The following is a 16,305-nucleotide window of genomic DNA, read 5'->3' on the forward strand; positions in this document are numbered from 1 at the left end:
CTCGGGCCAGAGATTTGCCGCCGGTTTCTTTCGGATTTCACCTCACGGTGAACACCCTTACCTTAAACTATAGCTACTGCTACCTTCACTATTCGGGACTTTCACCCTAGAGATAACGCCCATGCCGGGCACACAAAGCAAAATGCGAGGACCTCAGCGGGGTCCTCGCATTTCAGCTGGAACGAAGGGCTTCCGGCGGCGGCCGGATTTTTATTGCTGTACAGTATAGGACAGGGTTACGCTTGCCGAAATAACAATTTTATCCGGATTTTGCGGCTGAGGTACAGCGGCTCCGGCAAGGCTGTCTGCTGATCTCACATAAGGATGAACCGTTGAATCCGAGCTGAAGTTTACGCTCAGGGAATTCAATTTGTCCAGTTTAACCCCCGCAGCATCCGCGCTATATTGAATCGTTTGCTTGGCGTCGGCGATCGCCGCGGAAATCAGCTGCTCCTTGTATTTTGTAGTATCCTGAACGGAATAGTTTACGGAATTGACGTTAACTTCGTTAACCCCAGCCAGCTTGCTGAGAATTTCCCCTACTTTATCCAATTGAGTAAGCTTAACTTCCAGACCGCTGTTGGTTGAATAGACGGTAACTTCACTGGCATTCTTGTCGCTATCAGTCTTAGTGTAAGAATAGGTAGAGTAGTTCGTCGTTTTTATACTGTCTTTGCTAATGCCTTCGCTAACGAGCAGGTCTATGGCCTGGCTTACGGCAGTTGCATTTTTTTCCTGGGCCAAGGCACTGGTGCTCTCCTCGGTCCTAACGGTCAGGCTAAGCTGAACAGCGTCCGGGTCCACGCTCATTGAACTGCTGGCCGAAGTCTCGATGACACCGGCTTGGGGCAGCTCCGCCGCCCAGGTATTTTGGGCTAACAGTAAGATCAGCGCCAGGACACTCAGCAAAATTTTTAAACTCTTTTTCACAATCAACTCTCCTTCACTGTTTAATTGTCTGCACTCCGGCAGGCAATCTTGTCATTATTCCGGACAAATGTGGGGAACCTTCATTGTTGGCTGCTCGAAAACTATCACCCCTTTCCCTGCTGTTCAGAATAAAACTCTATTAATTGAGTTCAGTCCAAAGACCCGCAAAGGCGGAGTCCTCAACCTGGAAAACTATATTAACGCCGTTGTAGTAGACATAGCCGTCCTTAAAGAGTCTCAAATTCACTTCGGTGCCATCCTTCAGTTTTAGTTGTAAAAACTTTTGGCTGCTTGAATCCTGTTCGGCAAATAAATAGGCCAAACTCTCTTGTTCATGTGGAACGGAGTTTTCCAAGGCCGCCAGAAAACCCGCAAGCTGATCGCAGTGTGTGAGGGTTTTATAATTGTCCCGGCCGCTGTTCCAACTGGCAAAGTCTTCATAGTTAAGAGAAGCTATGTTATTCTCAATTTTGAACTTGCCAAAAAGGTCATTTCCCGTTTTAACCGTAATACCGTTTAAACACTCAAAGAAATTGGCATAGGTTTGCCCATTGAGCGCGCCATAGGTCATGATCCTGAAGCTTTTGTCGTAGCCTTTAACGGTATAGACATCCTGTACTCCTACCGTTGAGGCCAGCTCAAGCGCATAATCACTTTGCGTGCTCCAGTCTGTCAGATTTCCTTTGGTCGTTCCGAGTTTTTCACCCACCAGTTTAGCGGCATTATTCAACTCTGCGGCTGCAGAGCTCTGCACATAGATTCTGCCTTGATAGACGATAAGCCCCGTCATTTTAGCTGCCGGCTCAATATCGCCGGGTAATTTGCCGCCAGGCAATTGAATTTTAGGGACAAAAATACCTGTAGTTTGATCATTGGTGACTTGGGGCAAGAGTGCCGCCGGACTGACGGCACCACCGCTTCCGAGCATAGGTCTGGTATCCGAATTTTCGTCACTTTGGGGGGGCAGCGCTTTGGGAACTTCAGACCTGGTATCTTGCCTAGTTGTCTCCGGAGTTTCCCCAGCAGTGCTTTGTGCCGGCGGCGGGCCGGGATTTTCAACCGGGCTGTTTTCACTTCCGGCGGCGTTTTCTTCCCGCTCCTGATCGGTATTGGCCGGCTGGTTAATCTTTGCCTGGTCAGTATTCGGCGGATTACTATCCGTCCGGTTAGTGTTTGGCAGGTTACTACCCGGCGGGGTATTATTCGGTGGATTGCTATTTGACAGGTTACTGCCGGTGGGCTGCTTATTTAGAGCGCCTGCACTGCCTTGAGTTTCCGGATCTGGTTTTCCGGTTAGCTTGTCGGGTACCTGGGCAATCGTACTTTCCTTGCTAACTGTTGGGCTTTGCGCGCTTAATTTGGCATCTGCGGCTAAATGCGCATACATAAAGGCGCCCGTTCCGATAACAATGACAAGTCCGGCCGCCAGCGAAGCTATGGCTCTGGAGGGAGCCCTTCCGGGAACAGCCTTGTTGAGCTTCTCAGCCAATCGATATTCCATTCCCTCATCAGGCTCCAGCCTGCCGAGCACGCGTTTGATATCCTGCTTATCCATGTTCATTTCCTTCCAATTCTATTTTTAAAAGCTGACGGCCGCGCTGCAAACGCATTTTAGTGGCTGACTCTTTGATTTTCAAAATATCCGAAATCTGCTTGATAGAATAATCTTCAAAGTAAAAAAGATAGATTACCGTCTTATACTTGATTGGCAATTGGACAATATCCTTTAAAACATTGGAGTCGTAAGGATCACCGTAATAGGTTTCAATATCTTCCAGCTTAACAACCCTTTTGCGCCAGACACTGCGCAGGATATCCCGGCAAAGATTGACCGTAACTTTGATAAGCCAGGCTTTTTCATGCTCTTCATCCTTAAATTGCGGTGACTTATACAGAAGCTTATAAAAAGCTTCCTGCATCGTTTCCTCGGCGTCTTCTTTATTCCCAAGATTGACCATTGCTATCCTGAACACCATATGTCCATACAAAGTGTATTTATGTGAAAAATTACTGAGCGCCAATTGGGACATGCAAGAATCTCCTTTCACATATAACACGAAAAACTATAGAAAAAAGTCACAAATGATTTAAAAAATTTTTTTCACGTTCACAATGCCGGCAAACCCAGCTTCAGCACTATAGGCGTTGAGTTCCTGCCTTGCTTCAGGTTTTTCGGGCAAAAGCCATTAGAGCATCTTCCCTACTATATAAATAGTGTACCATTTCCCCTACAAGCGGAGCCAGCCATCGCGGTGCTTTGTCGTAAGATTAAAGAAAGAGTCGCCGGTTACTTCAGAAAAGCAATCTGCGACTCAGCCTTTTACTCCAAAACTTGTTTATCTCTCGCCAAAAATCATATGATTCCAGCCAATATTAGTAAATCAAGACAAATAAGCCCATTAAGAGCACGGAGATAGTCCCTAAGGGCAGGAATAATTTAATCCGCAGCGTTACCCTAACAGGAAAGCGGGCGGGAATTTGCAGTTGGACGCAAAGGATAATAGCAAAAAATGTGCAACTGTGGTCACAATTGCCTTGCTTATCGTTTAGCGTTTCGCCTGTTTTATGTAACTATTAACCGTTTCTTAAAATAGACTCTTTCAAATCCATTTTCCTCTTTTCGGGAATATTCGGAGTATCCAAGCTTATGATAGATCTCTATATTTTCGGTCATCTTTACATTGGTGTAAAGCCGGATTTCCTGGTAATTATTTTCAGAAGAATAGTGTTCGGCAAAAGCAATCAACTGTTTCCCAAAACCTTTGCCTTGGAATTCTGGGAGGAGGGCCACATTTTCGAGCAACATATAGCCATCAAATTTCTTTAGTACCAAGACACCTGCGATTTCCTCGCCAAATTCCCCGCAGAAAACATTCCCATCTAGGATAAGAGCTAAATAATCATCGAGCATAGGTCCAGGTTTTTTTCCGATCCTAACAATGTATTTTTGATAGGACTTTTGAATACAGCTTACAACCGCCGCTTCATCAGAAGTTTTTGCTTTTCTTATTTTTAATAGTTCCATTGCTATACCCCCCTTGTCTTTTGTTGCCGAAGCCGGTAGGACCTTAGTACAGGACGAATACCGGTCAGGTAAATGATTTTCAAAAATCAGGGGATGGCGCACACTACCTTTTTCAGGTAGTTTGCTACACCCCCTTTAGTTAATTGGAAGCTACTCTTTTTTGTCTTAAGTCAATAAGGTGAAAAATAAAGCGGCAGACTTTGGGGGGAATTATCCGAGTTTATTGTCAGATAGCAAAGCACTAAAATTTTCAGCAAACTGCATTACAACTGTCTGTACTTCCCCTAACTTTTCTGGCTTTAGCAGAGCAAGCATTTGGGGAACACACTGCAAAATATCATCCTGGGTAAAATTGCCTTCTGTAAGCTTCTTAAAGTTTTCAACAAGTAATACTTTTGCTTCCTCTACCTTGTCATCTTTAACTCTTTCTAAAATAAAACTCAGAAATTGTTCTTGTTCGTGATTCATATTAACCTCCATCAAGCTTTATAACATTTCATAGTATATCACAAATTATGAGGATGGTTACAGCTTGTCATTCCTGATGTAACTATTGAAAGGTTCTAACTTAGGCATGCCTGTCAAAGCATAAGCAGCTCGCAGTTTTGAAAAAGTACTGTACAGGAAATATCCATGAAATTTATACTAAGGAACTAGGCATTTTATTACGATACTGTAAATGTATGTATTTTGTTTTTAAATTTAAGGGGAGACTTACAAACTACTTTATATCTGGACTGCTCCCGCTAGTCCTTCTAGTCCCGCTTCGTCCGGAGTAACTACCTAATGATGCTTCTGAAACTCAAATCGTCTCATCTAACAATACAGAGGCAGGCCAGGAAAGTAGCTTAATACTTAATTTGTAAATATCTTATTGAGGAGATTTGTTATGAAGATTAATTCTCTTTCTTCTGGTTTATCAATTCCAAATAAAACTAACTATTCAAATTCAAACAACAGTTTTTCAGTTGGTTCTGATAGTACACAAGCTTTATCAACATTATCAGAAATGCAACAGCTTATATCTCCTAATGCTCCAAAGGTAGCCGATCAGCAAACAAACAGCATCACTATTAAGCCGGGTGAGGTGAAAAATATTGGTAGTGTTGACGGTTCTCCATTAAACATATATTTTGGGCCTAACGAGATGTCAACTAGTTTTGAAATAATGATCAACGTGAATGACCCCCCAGATTCTCCAAGGAATCAGCTCGCTTTAAAAGCTCTTTCTGACCATACACCATCACAATTTGCTAAAGCAAACTCAATTGTAAGTAGGTTTCAACTGCTGTATGCAGTAGCAAATGGTACTATGTCTGTTAAGCAATACAATGCAACAAATTTGGATCAGGCTGTTTCAACATCAGAATTATTAACCTCACTTGGTATTGATGTGTCAAAGTCATTCTCGTTTAACGGAAAGAGTTTTTCTTTAGATGCTCAAGGTAATCTTCATGCTTTACTGCCGGCTAATCAGTTAAATATCACACAATAGAGACATTTAAGACACTCTGCCAATAGGAATGCCCATCCATATTAAGTGACAGTCCCCTTATCAGATGATAGGGGGACTCTTTACGTAACGCTCTTTATCGGATTCAAGGAGTACCTTAGAGTTATCATTCGACCTACGTCTACCTGGGTCAAATCAGCTGAGTTTTCGCCCCATTTCTTCTGCTTGCCTTAAAATTTCCTGTTGTTTGGTAATATCCTCTTTGTTCAACAAATTGCCTGCGCTAATATTGCCGGCATTCTCCATTCCAAACTTTTATTTTTGTGGAAGCGGTTAACGCTGCCGCGGCATTATCTCTTGCCGATAAAAAATTTAAGGTTAGAATTCACAGAATCGCAAAGACTAAAACCGGGTAATTAAGACTTCAATATTAAAGGAGAGATCAGCGTGACAATACCGAATCAGGGAAATCCCTCGACCTCGCCCCCAAAAAGCAGCCCCACCCCCAGCGTAACCCCGCCCAGACCTAAATAATCTTTTCCGCTTGAAGCAGGACAGTCCGGACTGTTCTGCTTTCTTGAATAAGGGGGTGCATAAGCCTATGTCTGGCAAACTTAAGCTTGAAATCGTCGATGATAAGAACGTGCTCGAAATCTATGAATCGGAACCTGGAAAACTGGCCTTTGTGATGTATCCTGACGACCCTAAAGACGATACGATTCTTGAAGTTATTACCGATACGGCGGAATTCTCTTCGCTGCTGAAACGGCTCCTGGAGATTGGGGGACCCTGACAAGGCCTAAATAGTTCACGGCCTTTTCAGGCAAATCATTTTCTTCTCCTCAACGCCAATCTCCTCGGCAATAACCCTGCATTTGGTCATCAAGAGAAAGTAAATGTTTTTGTTTTCTTCGTTCAAACATTCATAGTTTGCCTGCCCTTTAGCAATGACTATTTCAGCCTGTTTATAGACTTCCTGAAATTCAGGACTTGTCCGCTTAAGGACAGTTCCCAGCGAACCATCCCCGTTATCTATGATCTCCGCATAATCATCAATGCCTACAGCATAAGCGTCTTCAGCTATCGAATCATTTACCACAGGTTGACCCCGCACTCCAAATAATAGTCTAAGCTTAGGATTCAGTTCCTTTATTTTCTTTAAAAGAATCTTATCCAGGCAGATTTCTCCACAATTATCACCTAAGTATAATATCATTTTAGCCTTTGAAATATCTTCCGCCAATGCAGCGGAGTCATCTATGGCTAATTCTAAGTGTTCCATTTTTTCAAAGCGAGCAAAAACATCTTCCAATAATGTATTGTGAATAGGATTAAAATCGATGATATTGCCAACAATGGCATAGCGCACTGCTAATTGAAAGGAATTTTCCGCGTGCTCAATCCTTCCCTCAAATTCCGGTAATGATTTCAAAAACAACGCGTTATAGTAATTTCTAGTCTCCTGATAGGGGTCCGGATTGTTCGTATGTTTTTTTACCATACCAAAAATTTCCCCTATAATTTCCGGGGTGGTTGCCTCAAAATCCATTTTACTGAGATAAGTGAAAACTTCCCTCAATAACTCTTCCTTTTTAGCAATACCCGTTATCGTTGCCACTTTAATAACTTGGTTGACCACACATGGCAAGCATTTATCATGGATTCTCATAACTATCCCTCTTTGCGCTTAAATCATCCGCAGTATAAACTGCTTGATAAAGAAGACTTGATTCAGGCGGAGTTTTAACTCCAACTAAATCCTAGTCGCACTTATCCAGGGACTTAGCCGCTCTTAACTCACCGCTTGCCGAAGCGGGAGTCTTAGAGCGGATTAGTCAGCGGATAAACTGCTTGATAAATTCCCGTTTATTATTTGTAAATTTTATCACATAAGCCCAAACACTGCCAATTAACTTTCGTTTCTTTCTTGGGATGTGCAAACGCCCGAATTTCCACAGCACCCCTATCCCCATCGGCAAATCTGACGGGCAGAACACCACCCGTCAGGCCGTTACCTTATGCAGTCTTTTGTCAAAACTATATTTTAGGTCTGAATAAACCGGCAATAATTCTGTTTAAAGTCTCACCATGCCCGCCGGGCTCCGCTTCAGCCCGCAGGGGCAACTTTTTATGCAATACCAAATAGGCGGCCGCGGTCAGCAGAATAAGCCCTAAGCCCAGAATAAAAGACGGCCGTTGGTCGGGAATAGCTAAGGCAAAAATAAAGATCCCGGCAAAAAAGACGGCAACAATCATATTGCTGACCGGATACCAGGGGACACGGGATCTAAACCTGGGATTATTCTTCATCAGGGCCGGACGAAGCCGCCAATGGGAAAGGCTGATGGTTAAAACGTTAATCAGAGAAAGAAGTCCGCTTGCCCCGGTAACCAGAAGATAGATCCGGTTGGGAATCAGGTAAGACAAAAAAGCAATTCCCAGAAGAAACACATTCGTAAAGAGCAAAGCGCGAAAGGGTACGCCTTTACTATTTGAAACAGAAAAAAACCTCGGGGCCTCGCCTTGTCGGGACAGGGCTGTGAGCATACGGGAGGTTCCATACATACTTGCACTCATAGCGGAGAGTGCCGCCGTGAGAATCACAAAATTCATAATGTGCTGGGCGAAACCTATTTTATAAGCTAAAAGAGAGGTAACGTAAGGACTGGCAGAGACATTATAGGCAGACCAAGGCTGCAGAAGAAGCAAACATACGATCGAGATGACATAAAGAATTGTTGTCAGACCGACGGTGGCAATAACTACCTTGGGCACTGTACGCTCGGGATTCTCGGAGTCGGCAATGGCAAGTCCGACCACGGAAGTGCCGGAATAGGCGTAAAAAACCAGAAGCAGCGAACCGGCAAAACCACTTAAACCTCCAGGTAAGAACGAGGTATCGGCAAGATTCTTCCATCCGAAAGGGTGCCCTAACCAAGGGGTAAAAATGAGCACTAACGACAGCAGAATAAAACCCAGCAAAGCTATGACCTTAATAATAGCCAGAAGAGATTCAACTTTGCCAAAGCCTCGCGCGTCAATTAAGTTAATTAAGGTCAGAGCCAGGGAATAAACGAGTACAAACAGCCAAAGCGGAATGCCCGGAAACCAAACCGAGCTGAAAATGGCGGCCGCAGTTACTTCACTTGACATCACCAGAATTCCTGAAACCCAGTAAAGCCAGCCGATCACAAAGCCTGCCCCTGAACCGAAGGCCTTGCCGGCATAGGTTTGAAACGAACCTTGTTCCGGGTCCAGCAAAGAAAGTTCCGCTAAAAATGACAGGTTAAAGTACATCAGCAGGCCCAAAAGCACATAAGCGGCTATGACAGAGGGTCCTGTAGACTTTATCGTTGAACCCGAGCCTAAAAACATACCTGCACCAATGATACTGCCGAGAGCCAGCATGGTTAAAGAAATAGCCGACATTTTTTGAGCGTTTGCCAAAATATCCTCCTCCCAGCGCACCAAACTGCCGCTAGGCACATTATTGCCCTTCAGAAGTATTATGCACGTATTGAACTATCATTATGTTGAAAAAACCTCCCGGAAGGAGGTTTTAAAATGCATCAAGCCTCATGCTCATGCTTCTTGTTCTCTTTATTATTGTTTGCTCGTTCTTCCGCTCCGGCTGACCATCTGAACTCGGAAGCCTTTCCGGCTCTGCCGCACTGTCGCGCTTATAAAGCCAAAGAACATCGCGGACCACACTCCGGCCGTGATGAGAACTCCCAACAGACTGCGTATTGCGGGAGTCCAGAACAGAGGCCGGCTGAGTAAATACAAAGCATAAAGGAAAGCTGAGCCGATTCCGCCCCGATACGTGACCGGCGGCAAAGCTCGCAGAGCAGTTGCAAACTCGCCCGGCGGCATAAGATAAAGCAGGCCCAGGCCCAGGAACAGGATGAAAATAAAATTGATCAGATACATCAGCAACGAGGCGCCGGGAGAAATCCGCTGCTTGGGAGAATCCGGATTATAGCGGCAATTGTTGATGGAGTAAAAAAGCCCAATAGCGCTGGAACCCAGACTCAAAAGCACGGCCGCTAAAACCAGAGCTCCAATCAGCGCCGGTGATAAGCCCAAGGAAACCGCTGTACCGACCAGCAAAGCTTCCATCAGCACCAGGGTAGGCAGCACCGCCGCCGTCAGTTTGCCCCAGACCACCGGCCAGCCGGCCAGCGGCACACTGTTGAGCAGCCAGTCCGACTCTCCTTCCCGGCCAAAAGATTGCAGGGCCAGGTTGCCGCTGAACATCACTGTATACAGGATAAGCACCGTGATCAGAGAGGAACGTGAGGAGCGGTCGCCGGCAAACAAATGCTGCAGGATGAAAAAGCCCATGATGATTAAAGGGACCAGATAGCCGAACCATTCGCGGGTATCGCGCTTCAAATAAAGCAAATCCTTTTTGGCAATCGCCCACATCCCTGCCCAAAGGGAAGCGCTTCCCGCGCTCGCCTCAGGATTAAACGCCAATACCTGGCTCTTCAGCGGCTGGCTCTTCTTAGCACCTGCTTCGGCAGAGCACCGTCTGCGGCGCCTTCCCCCTTCACCCTGGCTTAGGGAGATAAAGCCCCTGCGGAAGCCGCGCTCCACCAGGACAAAGGCCAGGCCGAAAAGCAAAAGTCCCAGAGCCAGCAGGAGCAAACTCCAGCCCAGCCCGCTCAGAAAATCCCCGCTAATCCCCGAGACCAGCGCCAGCGAGCCCCAGCCCCAAGGAAAATAATTCATCACTTGAATCAGTTGATTATGGCCGCTGAGCCAGCTGTCCAAGCTGAAGTTCTGGCCGCTGCCCACCAGCATCCTGGGAATTTGAGCGGTTACGGCGATAAGAATCCCGGTCAGCGCCCCAATAAAGCCAACCGCTTCTTTGCTGCGGTGAGGCGGCACAATCCGCATGACCACCAGATTAAGCAGTTCCGCTAGCGCCGTACCGCTGATCCACAGTCCGAGACCCACCAGCAAAACCATGAGGTAATAGGCGGCCGCGGCCTGAAAGAGCAGGCCGTAAAAAATTCCCGGCAGAAAGGCCAGCAAAAACACAGGCAATAAATTGCTCGCCATGACGCTCAGAGACTTAACGGCAAAAACGGCTTTCAGGGAAACCGGCGCCACGAAGAGGGTCTCCAAATCCTCGGACATATACAGAGCGGCAAAAGCCGCCGTGATCCCGAAAAAGATCTGCCCCATTAAACCGCCCATAAACAACAAGGAAAGAAATCCCCGGGCGGTTTGCGGCGAGAGGACTTTTAAGCCCCCATAAGCCAAAGCGCCTAAGGAGACAAGGATCGAGAGAAGCACCAGGGCAAAGATGAGCATCGCGATGATGGCCCTGGGCGGGCGGTGGCGCAGATTATTCCAGAAAACCCGCAGCTGGTTTTTCAGCAGCAAGCCAAAATCCTGGGTAAAAGACTGATGGGGCGGCAGCTCGCTCAGCGGCGGAGGTAACGTGATTTTCATGCCTATCCCTCCTCCAGACCTTTGATTAGTTCCGCTTCTTCATGACCACCGGTCAGCTCCAGGAAAATATCTTCCAGGCTTTCCTGCTCATGGCCCACTTGCCGGCGCAGCTCTTCCGGACTGCCCTGGGCAATCAGGTCGCCGTTTTTTAAAATAGCGACCCGGTGGCACATTCTTTCGGCAATCTCCAGAATGTGCGTGGAAACAAAAACCGCCGCTCCCTGCCGGGCCAGCTCCTGCAGAATATCCTTGAGCAGACGGGCGCTGGCCGGGTCCAGTCCCACCGTGGGTTCATCGAGCAGAATAACTCTCGGCTGATGAATAAGCGCTGAAGCCAGAACAACTTTCTGACGCATGCCGTGAGAATACCCTTCCAACAACTCATCCGCCCGTTCCTCCAGGCCGAACATTTCCAGCAGCTGGCCGATTCTCGCTTTGACAGACTCCGGAGGAATGCGGTAAAGCGCGGCGATCAGCTTCAAAAACTCCCGCGCGGAAAGCTTGCTGTATAATTTCGGCTGATCCGGCACATAAGCCATCAGGGCCTTGGCCTGGGTTGACTGCTTGGCTATATCGTAGCCGCAGATAAAGGCCTCCCCCGCCGAAGGCTCCAGTAATCCGGTCAGCATTTTGATGGTTGTTGTCTTGCCTGAACCGTTAGGACCTAAAAAGCCGAATATTTCTCCGCCCTTAACCTCCAGATTTAAGCCTTTGACCACTGGTTCAGAGCCGTAACGCTTGGTCAATTGATTGGCTTTAATTAAAACATCTCCTATGTTAAAGCTCACTTCGCTAAAACTCCCTTCAAGCAATTATTTCTTTCTTCTTACTTTAACATAAACCCGAAAATATATGTGGAGGTAAGAAAATTTAATAGGCTTATTTGGTGCTTTTTCCGACCCAGGCTATTTTTTCGCGGAATGGCGGACAAAATAAAGATGGCAGTCCGCGGACCGCCATCTTTATTCTGGATATTATTCAGGTATTTCAGCAGAGGCTTTTAGAATAAGCCGGAGATTTTTCCGGTGTTATCGACGTCAATATTCTCAGCGGAGGGAACCTTGGGAAGTCCCGGCATCGTCATGATATCTCCGGTCAAAGCCACGGCAAAACCTGCGCCGGCCGATACTTTGACGCTGCGGATGGAGATGCGGAAGCCGGTCGGGCGGCCGATTTTTTTCTGATCGTCCGACAACGAGTACTGAGTTTTAGCCATACAAACCGGGATCTCCCGATAGCCGATTTTTTCAATATTTTCAATATCCGCGGAACTTGAACCGATGAAATCGACCCCGTCGGCACCGTAAATCTTGGTGGCAATCGCGGTGATTTTCTCCTTAAGGCCCAGATTTATAGCATAAGCAAACTGGAAGTTTTTCGGGCTTTCAATAATACGCAGGACTTCCTCAGCCAGTTTCACGCCGCCTTCGCCGCCCTTGCCCCAAACTTCGGAGAGGGCAACGTTCACGCCAAGCTTTTTGCATTCGTTTTCAATCAAGGCCAGCTCGGCTTCGCTGTCAACCGGGAAGCGGTTAATAGCCACAACCGCCGGCAAGCCGAAGTTTTGCGTAATATTCTCAACGTGCTTAAGCAGGTTGGGCAGCCCTTTCTTCAGCGCTTCGAGGTTTTCCTGATTGAGATCGGCTTTAGCGACCCCGCCATGAGATTTCAAGGCGCGGACAGTAGCTACGATCACCACGGCATCCGGTCTCAGGCCGCTTAAACGGCATTTGATATCGAGGAATTTCTCGGCGCCGAGGTCCGCTCCGAAGCCGGCTTCAGTGACGACATAATCGCCAAGCTTAAGAGCCATCCTGGTTGCCATGACGCTGTTGCAGCCATGAGCGATATTGGCAAAAGGTCCGCCATGAATGAATGCCGGGGTATGCTCAAGTGTCTGAACCAGATTCGGTTTTAAAGCGTCTTTCATCAGCGCGGCCACCGCGCCCTGAGCGTTAAGCTGGCCGGCAGTGACCGGTTGGCCGCTTCTATTGTAAGCGACTATAATCCTTTCCACTCTCTTTTTAAAATCATCAAGATCGCTGGACAGGCACATAATCGCCATGATTTCCGAAGCAACGGTAATATCAAAACCGTCTTCTCTCGGCGTTCCGTTGGTTTTGCCGCCCAGGCCGTTGACCATAAAGCGCAGCTGACGGTCATTCATATCCATACAGCGTTTCCAGGTTACCCTGCGGACATCGATATCCAGAGCATTGCCCTGGTAAATATGGTTGTCCAACATCGCAGCAATCAAATTGTTGGCAGCGCCGATGGCGTGCAAGTCGCCGGTAAAATGGAGGTTGATATCTTCCATAGGTACGACTTGCGCGTAGCCGCCGCCGGCCGCACCGCCTTTAACGCCAAAGACCGGGCCCAGAGACGGCTCGCGCAGAGCAATCACCGTTCTGTGTCCGAGACGGTGCAGAGCGTCTCCCAAACCAACGGATGTGGTGGTTTTTCCCTCGCCGGCCGGTGTCGGATTAATAGCGGTGACCAGAATAAGTTTGCCGTCGGCAGTGCCCGCTTTCTCAGTAAGTAAGTTATAGTTGACTTTGGCTTTGTATTTGCCGTAAGATTCCAAATAATCCTCCGAGATGCCGAGTTCTTGGGCAATGTCGGAAACAGGCAGCATTACAGATTCTTGGGCAATCTCGATATCACTTTTAAATGTCATTGGTTCTCCCCCTCAGAGCTTTCTTTGCTTATTTTTGCTTTCTGATCCAATTACGATGATGGGAATAGCTGCATTAAGGTCTGTGGAAGCAAAGTCGCTAGACGTACCTAAAGCTGCCTAAATAATAGAATTAATTTTTAATTATAGAATAGTCTTAAAATTTTAGGATGTCATCGTTAGATTATTACAAATTAACGGCGGATTTTTCGTAACATATACACAAGTCATATTTGACCTAGTCTACTCTTGGCTTTATCTTTAAAGCGGATACGCACATCTGCTTCGCTGCAAGTCAGATTACTTTGTTTGGAATTTCCTGATAAACTAATATATAATGAGCCATAATCACAGTTGTAAATAGGGCAATACGGAAGGTGTTATCTTGAACTTAAATATGCACATTGTACTGGATGCGCTCAGTGCACTGAATCCCAGCTCTTTCCTTAACCCTTCAATAAAATCTTCTTTTTCTTCCCTGGCAAGTTTTGAGCGCTCCAGCACTGTTTTTCTCCCGGATACGCTCTATCTGGGGAGCGCTTCCGACATAACAGCCTGCGAAGGCAAGCTGAAAAATGCCAATCTGGTATGTCTGGGGCTGTTAAGCAGTGATTTTGCCGGGAGAAATCACTGCCAGGTAATTTCTCTTCCTGATAAGATAACTATTCTTGAGGCTGCCGGCCTTCTTTTTGGCATTCAAAAGCGCTACGATGAATGGAATAATCGTCTGCTCTCCTCCATCCTTTCCAAGCAGCCCATGGAAAACTTTTTTGCTATTGCTCAGGAGGAAATCCCTAATCCTCTGGTTCTGATCGGATCGCTGAATACCTTGATTCTTTCCGCGGGGGAACTGCCGGTAGGTTGTACAGATACCCTCTGGCGCGAGATGCTGGAGCAAGGCTATATCTCCATTGAGCACCCCTTGTACAGTGAGATTTTAGCGGCAGTCAACAAAAACTATACGGAGAACGAAGCCTTTATCCTCAAATTCCCGAAACACAATCACGCTTACCTGATGATCAACATCTTTCAGGCCGGCAAACGCTGCGGGGCCATCGAGCTGATTGACACAAACCGCCCTTTTTCTTTAGGACAGATCTCCCTGGTCACGCATTTAAAAACCATCCTCGAACAAGCGATTAAAAGCATTCCCGATTTTCAAATCCTGTCCTCGAATGCCAACTCCTTTGTCTATCAATTGCTTAAACATGTCTATCTGAAAGAAAGCGTTATTGTCAATTGCCTGAAATCCAAAGGCTGGAAAGTATTTGATGAATTCTACTGCCTGAATTTCCTTCAGAATCAGTACCCTAACGATGTTCTTCTGGAAATCCTTACCCAAGAGCTGGGAAGGGTTTTCCCCGCCGCAATAGTCCTGGCTTACAACAGCGGAGCCATAGTTATTTTGCGTAATTCCGATTTTACCTTTGATCGTAAAGCCTTAAAAGCTAAACTTGTAGCCTTATCCGAAAAATTTTCCTTTTCCGTTGGGATCAGTTCCCTTTTCTACGATTTTAAGAATTTGAAGCGGCATTACGATGAATGCAGCCTGGCCATTAAATACGGCCTGGATGAAGACCCGAAAATGTTCATTCATTTTTTTGAAGACTATGTGCTCAGGCATCTCACCCGTTTTGTTTTTCTGGAAAATGCTGAAAACCAGTTTATTCACACCAAGGTCGAATTGCTGCATAAATATGATTTAAAAAACGGTACGGATCTGGTTAGGACCCTGCTGATCTATTTTCAATTCGGCCAAAACAAGTCCCTGGCAGCTGAGGAAATGCACCTGCATCGCAATACCCTGACTTATCGCTTAGAGAATATCAAAAACCTGGTGGGAATCGACTGTACCAACCGCTTCACCAATGAAAATGAGATTTTTCATATCATACTCTCTTGTAAATTTCTGGAGTAAACCTGTGAATTACCTGGAAGATCAAAAGTATTGCCCTTTTGTGCTATTTTGACTATAAAAGCAATGCCGCCTTGGAACTGCCCTCCAAGGCGGCATAATTGCCTGCAAGATTCAAATGTTGGTTAGGATGAGTCGTTAAAAACCGACAAAATTACACTTTAAGCCGGCAAGGGACTTTCCCTGCTTAGCGGGAGGCCTTGCCGGTTATCCGTTCAATTTCTATTTTCACAACGCACGTTTGCCGAATGGCTTTGCTAATATAACTTTCTCCCTGCTTTTCAAAATTCGGAGAGTATTTTCTGATGAATTCAAGTAAGGCTTCCCTTTTTTCATCTTCCTCTGCCAGGGCTGCTTTCCCGAAGAGAATCACGCTTTCAAATCTTGACGTAAATTTGCCGGGCACCACTAGGGTTTTGCCGACGACGCAAAAGGAGACCCTGTTGTTCAGCGCTATGTTAGCCAATTTATGGCCTTCAGCCGCGCAATGGAAATAAAGTTTATCGTTAAGATAGACGTAATTCAGGGGGGTGGCATAGCTGTAGCCATTTTCACCGCCGGTCGCCAAAACCCCGTATTCGCCGTTAAGCAGTATTTCCCGCGCCTCATCATCATTCAATTGCTTTTTTCTGTTTCTCATTTCCTTAAACATAATTTTTTACGCCTCCAAAAATTGGATTCTCCCTTTCCCAAATAAAGAAGACTTGATTCAGGTGGAGTTTTAACTCCATCTGAATCTTAGTCGCACTTATCCAGGGACTTAGCCGCTCTTAACTCACCGCTTGCCGAAGCGGGAGTCTTAGAGCGGCTTAGTCATCGGATAAGTGTACCCCATAAAGACAAGT

Annotated in this window: 14 protein-coding genes; 3 read left to right on the forward strand and 11 right to left on the reverse strand. The window is 46.3% G+C overall.

Annotated features, from left to right (window positions below; all coding sequences use genetic code 11):
- Positions 1–210: 210 nt before the first annotated feature.
- The 5 genes from REC12_RS01360 to REC12_RS01380 all read right to left on the reverse strand — a co-directional run bounded on the left by REC12_RS01360 (position 211) and on the right by REC12_RS01380 (position 4,423).
- Positions 211–930, reverse strand: coding sequence for an SIMPL domain-containing protein (locus REC12_RS01360; protein ID WP_308891826.1), 720 nt, complete (start codon positions 928–930; stop codon positions 211–213).
- A 139-nt stretch (positions 931–1,069) separates the two neighbouring features.
- The gene (locus REC12_RS01365) at positions 1,070–2,485 is read right to left on the reverse strand and encodes a hypothetical protein (RefSeq protein ID WP_308891827.1); all 1,416 of its coding nucleotides are present in this window, start codon (positions 2,483–2,485) and stop codon (positions 1,070–1,072) included.
- Positions 2,478–2,960, reverse strand: coding sequence for an RNA polymerase sigma factor (locus REC12_RS01370; RefSeq protein ID WP_308891828.1), 483 nt, complete (start codon positions 2,958–2,960; stop codon positions 2,478–2,480). Before REC12_RS01370 ends, REC12_RS01365 begins: the two co-directional genes overlap by 8 nt.
- Positions 2,961–3,493: 533 nt before the next feature.
- On the reverse strand, positions 3,494–3,955 hold the full coding sequence (locus REC12_RS01375) for a GNAT family N-acetyltransferase (RefSeq protein WP_308891830.1): 462 nt from the start codon (positions 3,953–3,955) through the stop codon (positions 3,494–3,496).
- Between the two features lie 210 nt (positions 3,956–4,165).
- The gene (locus tag REC12_RS01380) at positions 4,166–4,423 is read right to left on the reverse strand and encodes a hypothetical protein (RefSeq protein WP_308891832.1); all 258 of its coding nucleotides are present in this window, start codon (positions 4,421–4,423) and stop codon (positions 4,166–4,168) included.
- A 421-nt stretch (positions 4,424–4,844) separates the two neighbouring features.
- Between REC12_RS01380 and REC12_RS01385 the strand changes: the two genes are divergently transcribed.
- Together REC12_RS01385 and REC12_RS01390 are read left to right on the forward strand one after the other, a co-directional pair.
- A complete protein-coding gene (locus tag REC12_RS01385) occupies positions 4,845–5,450 on the forward strand; it encodes a hypothetical protein (protein WP_308891833.1) in 606 nt (201 codons plus the stop codon).
- A gap of 559 nt (positions 5,451–6,009) precedes the next feature.
- Positions 6,010–6,201: a hypothetical protein gene (locus tag REC12_RS01390; RefSeq protein WP_308891834.1), complete on the forward strand. Its 192-nt coding sequence runs from the start codon at positions 6,010–6,012 to the stop codon at positions 6,199–6,201.
- A 15-nt stretch (positions 6,202–6,216) separates the two neighbouring features.
- Here the strand turns inward: REC12_RS01390 and REC12_RS01395 are convergent, their stop codons facing one another.
- The 5 genes from REC12_RS01395 to REC12_RS01415 all read right to left on the reverse strand — a co-directional run bounded on the left by REC12_RS01395 (position 6,217) and on the right by REC12_RS01415 (position 13,548).
- Positions 6,217–7,077, reverse strand: coding sequence for a damage-control phosphatase ARMT1 family protein (locus REC12_RS01395; protein ID WP_308891835.1), 861 nt, complete (start codon positions 7,075–7,077; stop codon positions 6,217–6,219).
- 368 nt (positions 7,078–7,445) lie between these two features.
- Positions 7,446–8,855: an amino acid permease gene (locus REC12_RS01400; protein ID WP_308891836.1), complete on the reverse strand. Its 1,410-nt coding sequence runs from the start codon at positions 8,853–8,855 to the stop codon at positions 7,446–7,448.
- Positions 8,856–9,011: 156 nt separating this feature from the next.
- Positions 9,012–10,871 carry a putative ABC transporter permease subunit gene (locus REC12_RS01405; RefSeq protein WP_308891838.1) on the reverse strand — a complete coding sequence of 620 codons (1,860 nt, stop codon included), beginning with the start codon at positions 10,869–10,871 and terminating at the stop codon, positions 9,012–9,014.
- Positions 10,872–10,873: 2 nt separating this feature from the next.
- Positions 10,874–11,647: an ABC transporter ATP-binding protein gene (locus REC12_RS01410; RefSeq protein ID WP_308891843.1), complete on the reverse strand. Its 774-nt coding sequence runs from the start codon at positions 11,645–11,647 to the stop codon at positions 10,874–10,876.
- A gap of 224 nt (positions 11,648–11,871) precedes the next feature.
- Complete coding sequence (locus REC12_RS01415) at positions 11,872–13,548, reverse strand: formate--tetrahydrofolate ligase (RefSeq protein ID WP_308891839.1); 1,677 nt, start codon at positions 13,546–13,548, stop codon at positions 11,872–11,874.
- 382 nt (positions 13,549–13,930) lie between these two features.
- Here REC12_RS01415 and REC12_RS01420 point away from each other — a divergent pair, with 382 nt between their 5' ends.
- Positions 13,931–15,463: a PucR family transcriptional regulator gene (locus REC12_RS01420; protein ID WP_308891840.1), complete on the forward strand. Its 1,533-nt coding sequence runs from the start codon at positions 13,931–13,933 to the stop codon at positions 15,461–15,463.
- A gap of 184 nt (positions 15,464–15,647) precedes the next feature.
- Here the strand turns inward: REC12_RS01420 and REC12_RS01425 are convergent, their stop codons facing one another.
- The gene (locus REC12_RS01425; RefSeq protein ID WP_308891841.1) at positions 15,648–16,112 is read right to left on the reverse strand and encodes a pyridoxamine 5'-phosphate oxidase family protein; all 465 of its coding nucleotides are present in this window, start codon (positions 16,110–16,112) and stop codon (positions 15,648–15,650) included.
- Positions 16,113–16,305: the final 193 nt, after the last annotated feature.

This window comes from Candidatus Desulfosporosinus nitrosoreducens (assembly GCF_030954495.1).
Classification (GTDB): Bacteria; Bacillota; Desulfitobacteriia; order Desulfitobacteriales; family Desulfitobacteriaceae; genus Desulfosporosinus; species Desulfosporosinus nitrosoreducens.

Excerpts from the sequence above, each read along its gene's own strand:
- REC12_RS01395 (WP_308891835.1), bottom strand. The coding sequence starts at position 7,077 with ATGAGAATCCATGATAAATGCTTGCCATGTGTGGTCAACCAAGTTATT.
- REC12_RS01380 (WP_308891832.1), bottom strand. The coding sequence starts at position 4,423 with ATGAATCACGAACAAGAACAATTTCTGAGTTTTATTTTAGAAAGAGTT.
- REC12_RS01365 (WP_308891827.1), bottom strand. The coding sequence starts at position 2,485 with ATGGATAAGCAGGATATCAAACGCGTGCTCGGCAGGCTGGAGCCTGAT.
- REC12_RS01425 (WP_308891841.1), bottom strand. The coding sequence starts at position 16,112 with ATGTTTAAGGAAATGAGAAACAGAAAAAAGCAATTGAATGATGATGAG.
- REC12_RS01390 (WP_308891834.1), top strand. The coding sequence starts at position 6,010 with ATGTCTGGCAAACTTAAGCTTGAAATCGTCGATGATAAGAACGTGCTC.
- REC12_RS01370 (WP_308891828.1), bottom strand. The coding sequence starts at position 2,960 with ATGTCCCAATTGGCGCTCAGTAATTTTTCACATAAATACACTTTGTAT.
- REC12_RS01415 (WP_308891839.1), bottom strand. The coding sequence starts at position 13,548 with ATGACATTTAAAAGTGATATCGAGATTGCCCAAGAATCTGTAATGCTG.
- REC12_RS01405 (WP_308891838.1), bottom strand. The coding sequence starts at position 10,871 with ATGAAAATCACGTTACCTCCGCCGCTGAGCGAGCTGCCGCCCCATCAG.
- REC12_RS01375 (WP_308891830.1), bottom strand. The coding sequence starts at position 3,955 with ATGGAACTATTAAAAATAAGAAAAGCAAAAACTTCTGATGAAGCGGCG.
- REC12_RS01385 (WP_308891833.1), top strand. The coding sequence starts at position 4,845 with ATGAAGATTAATTCTCTTTCTTCTGGTTTATCAATTCCAAATAAAACT.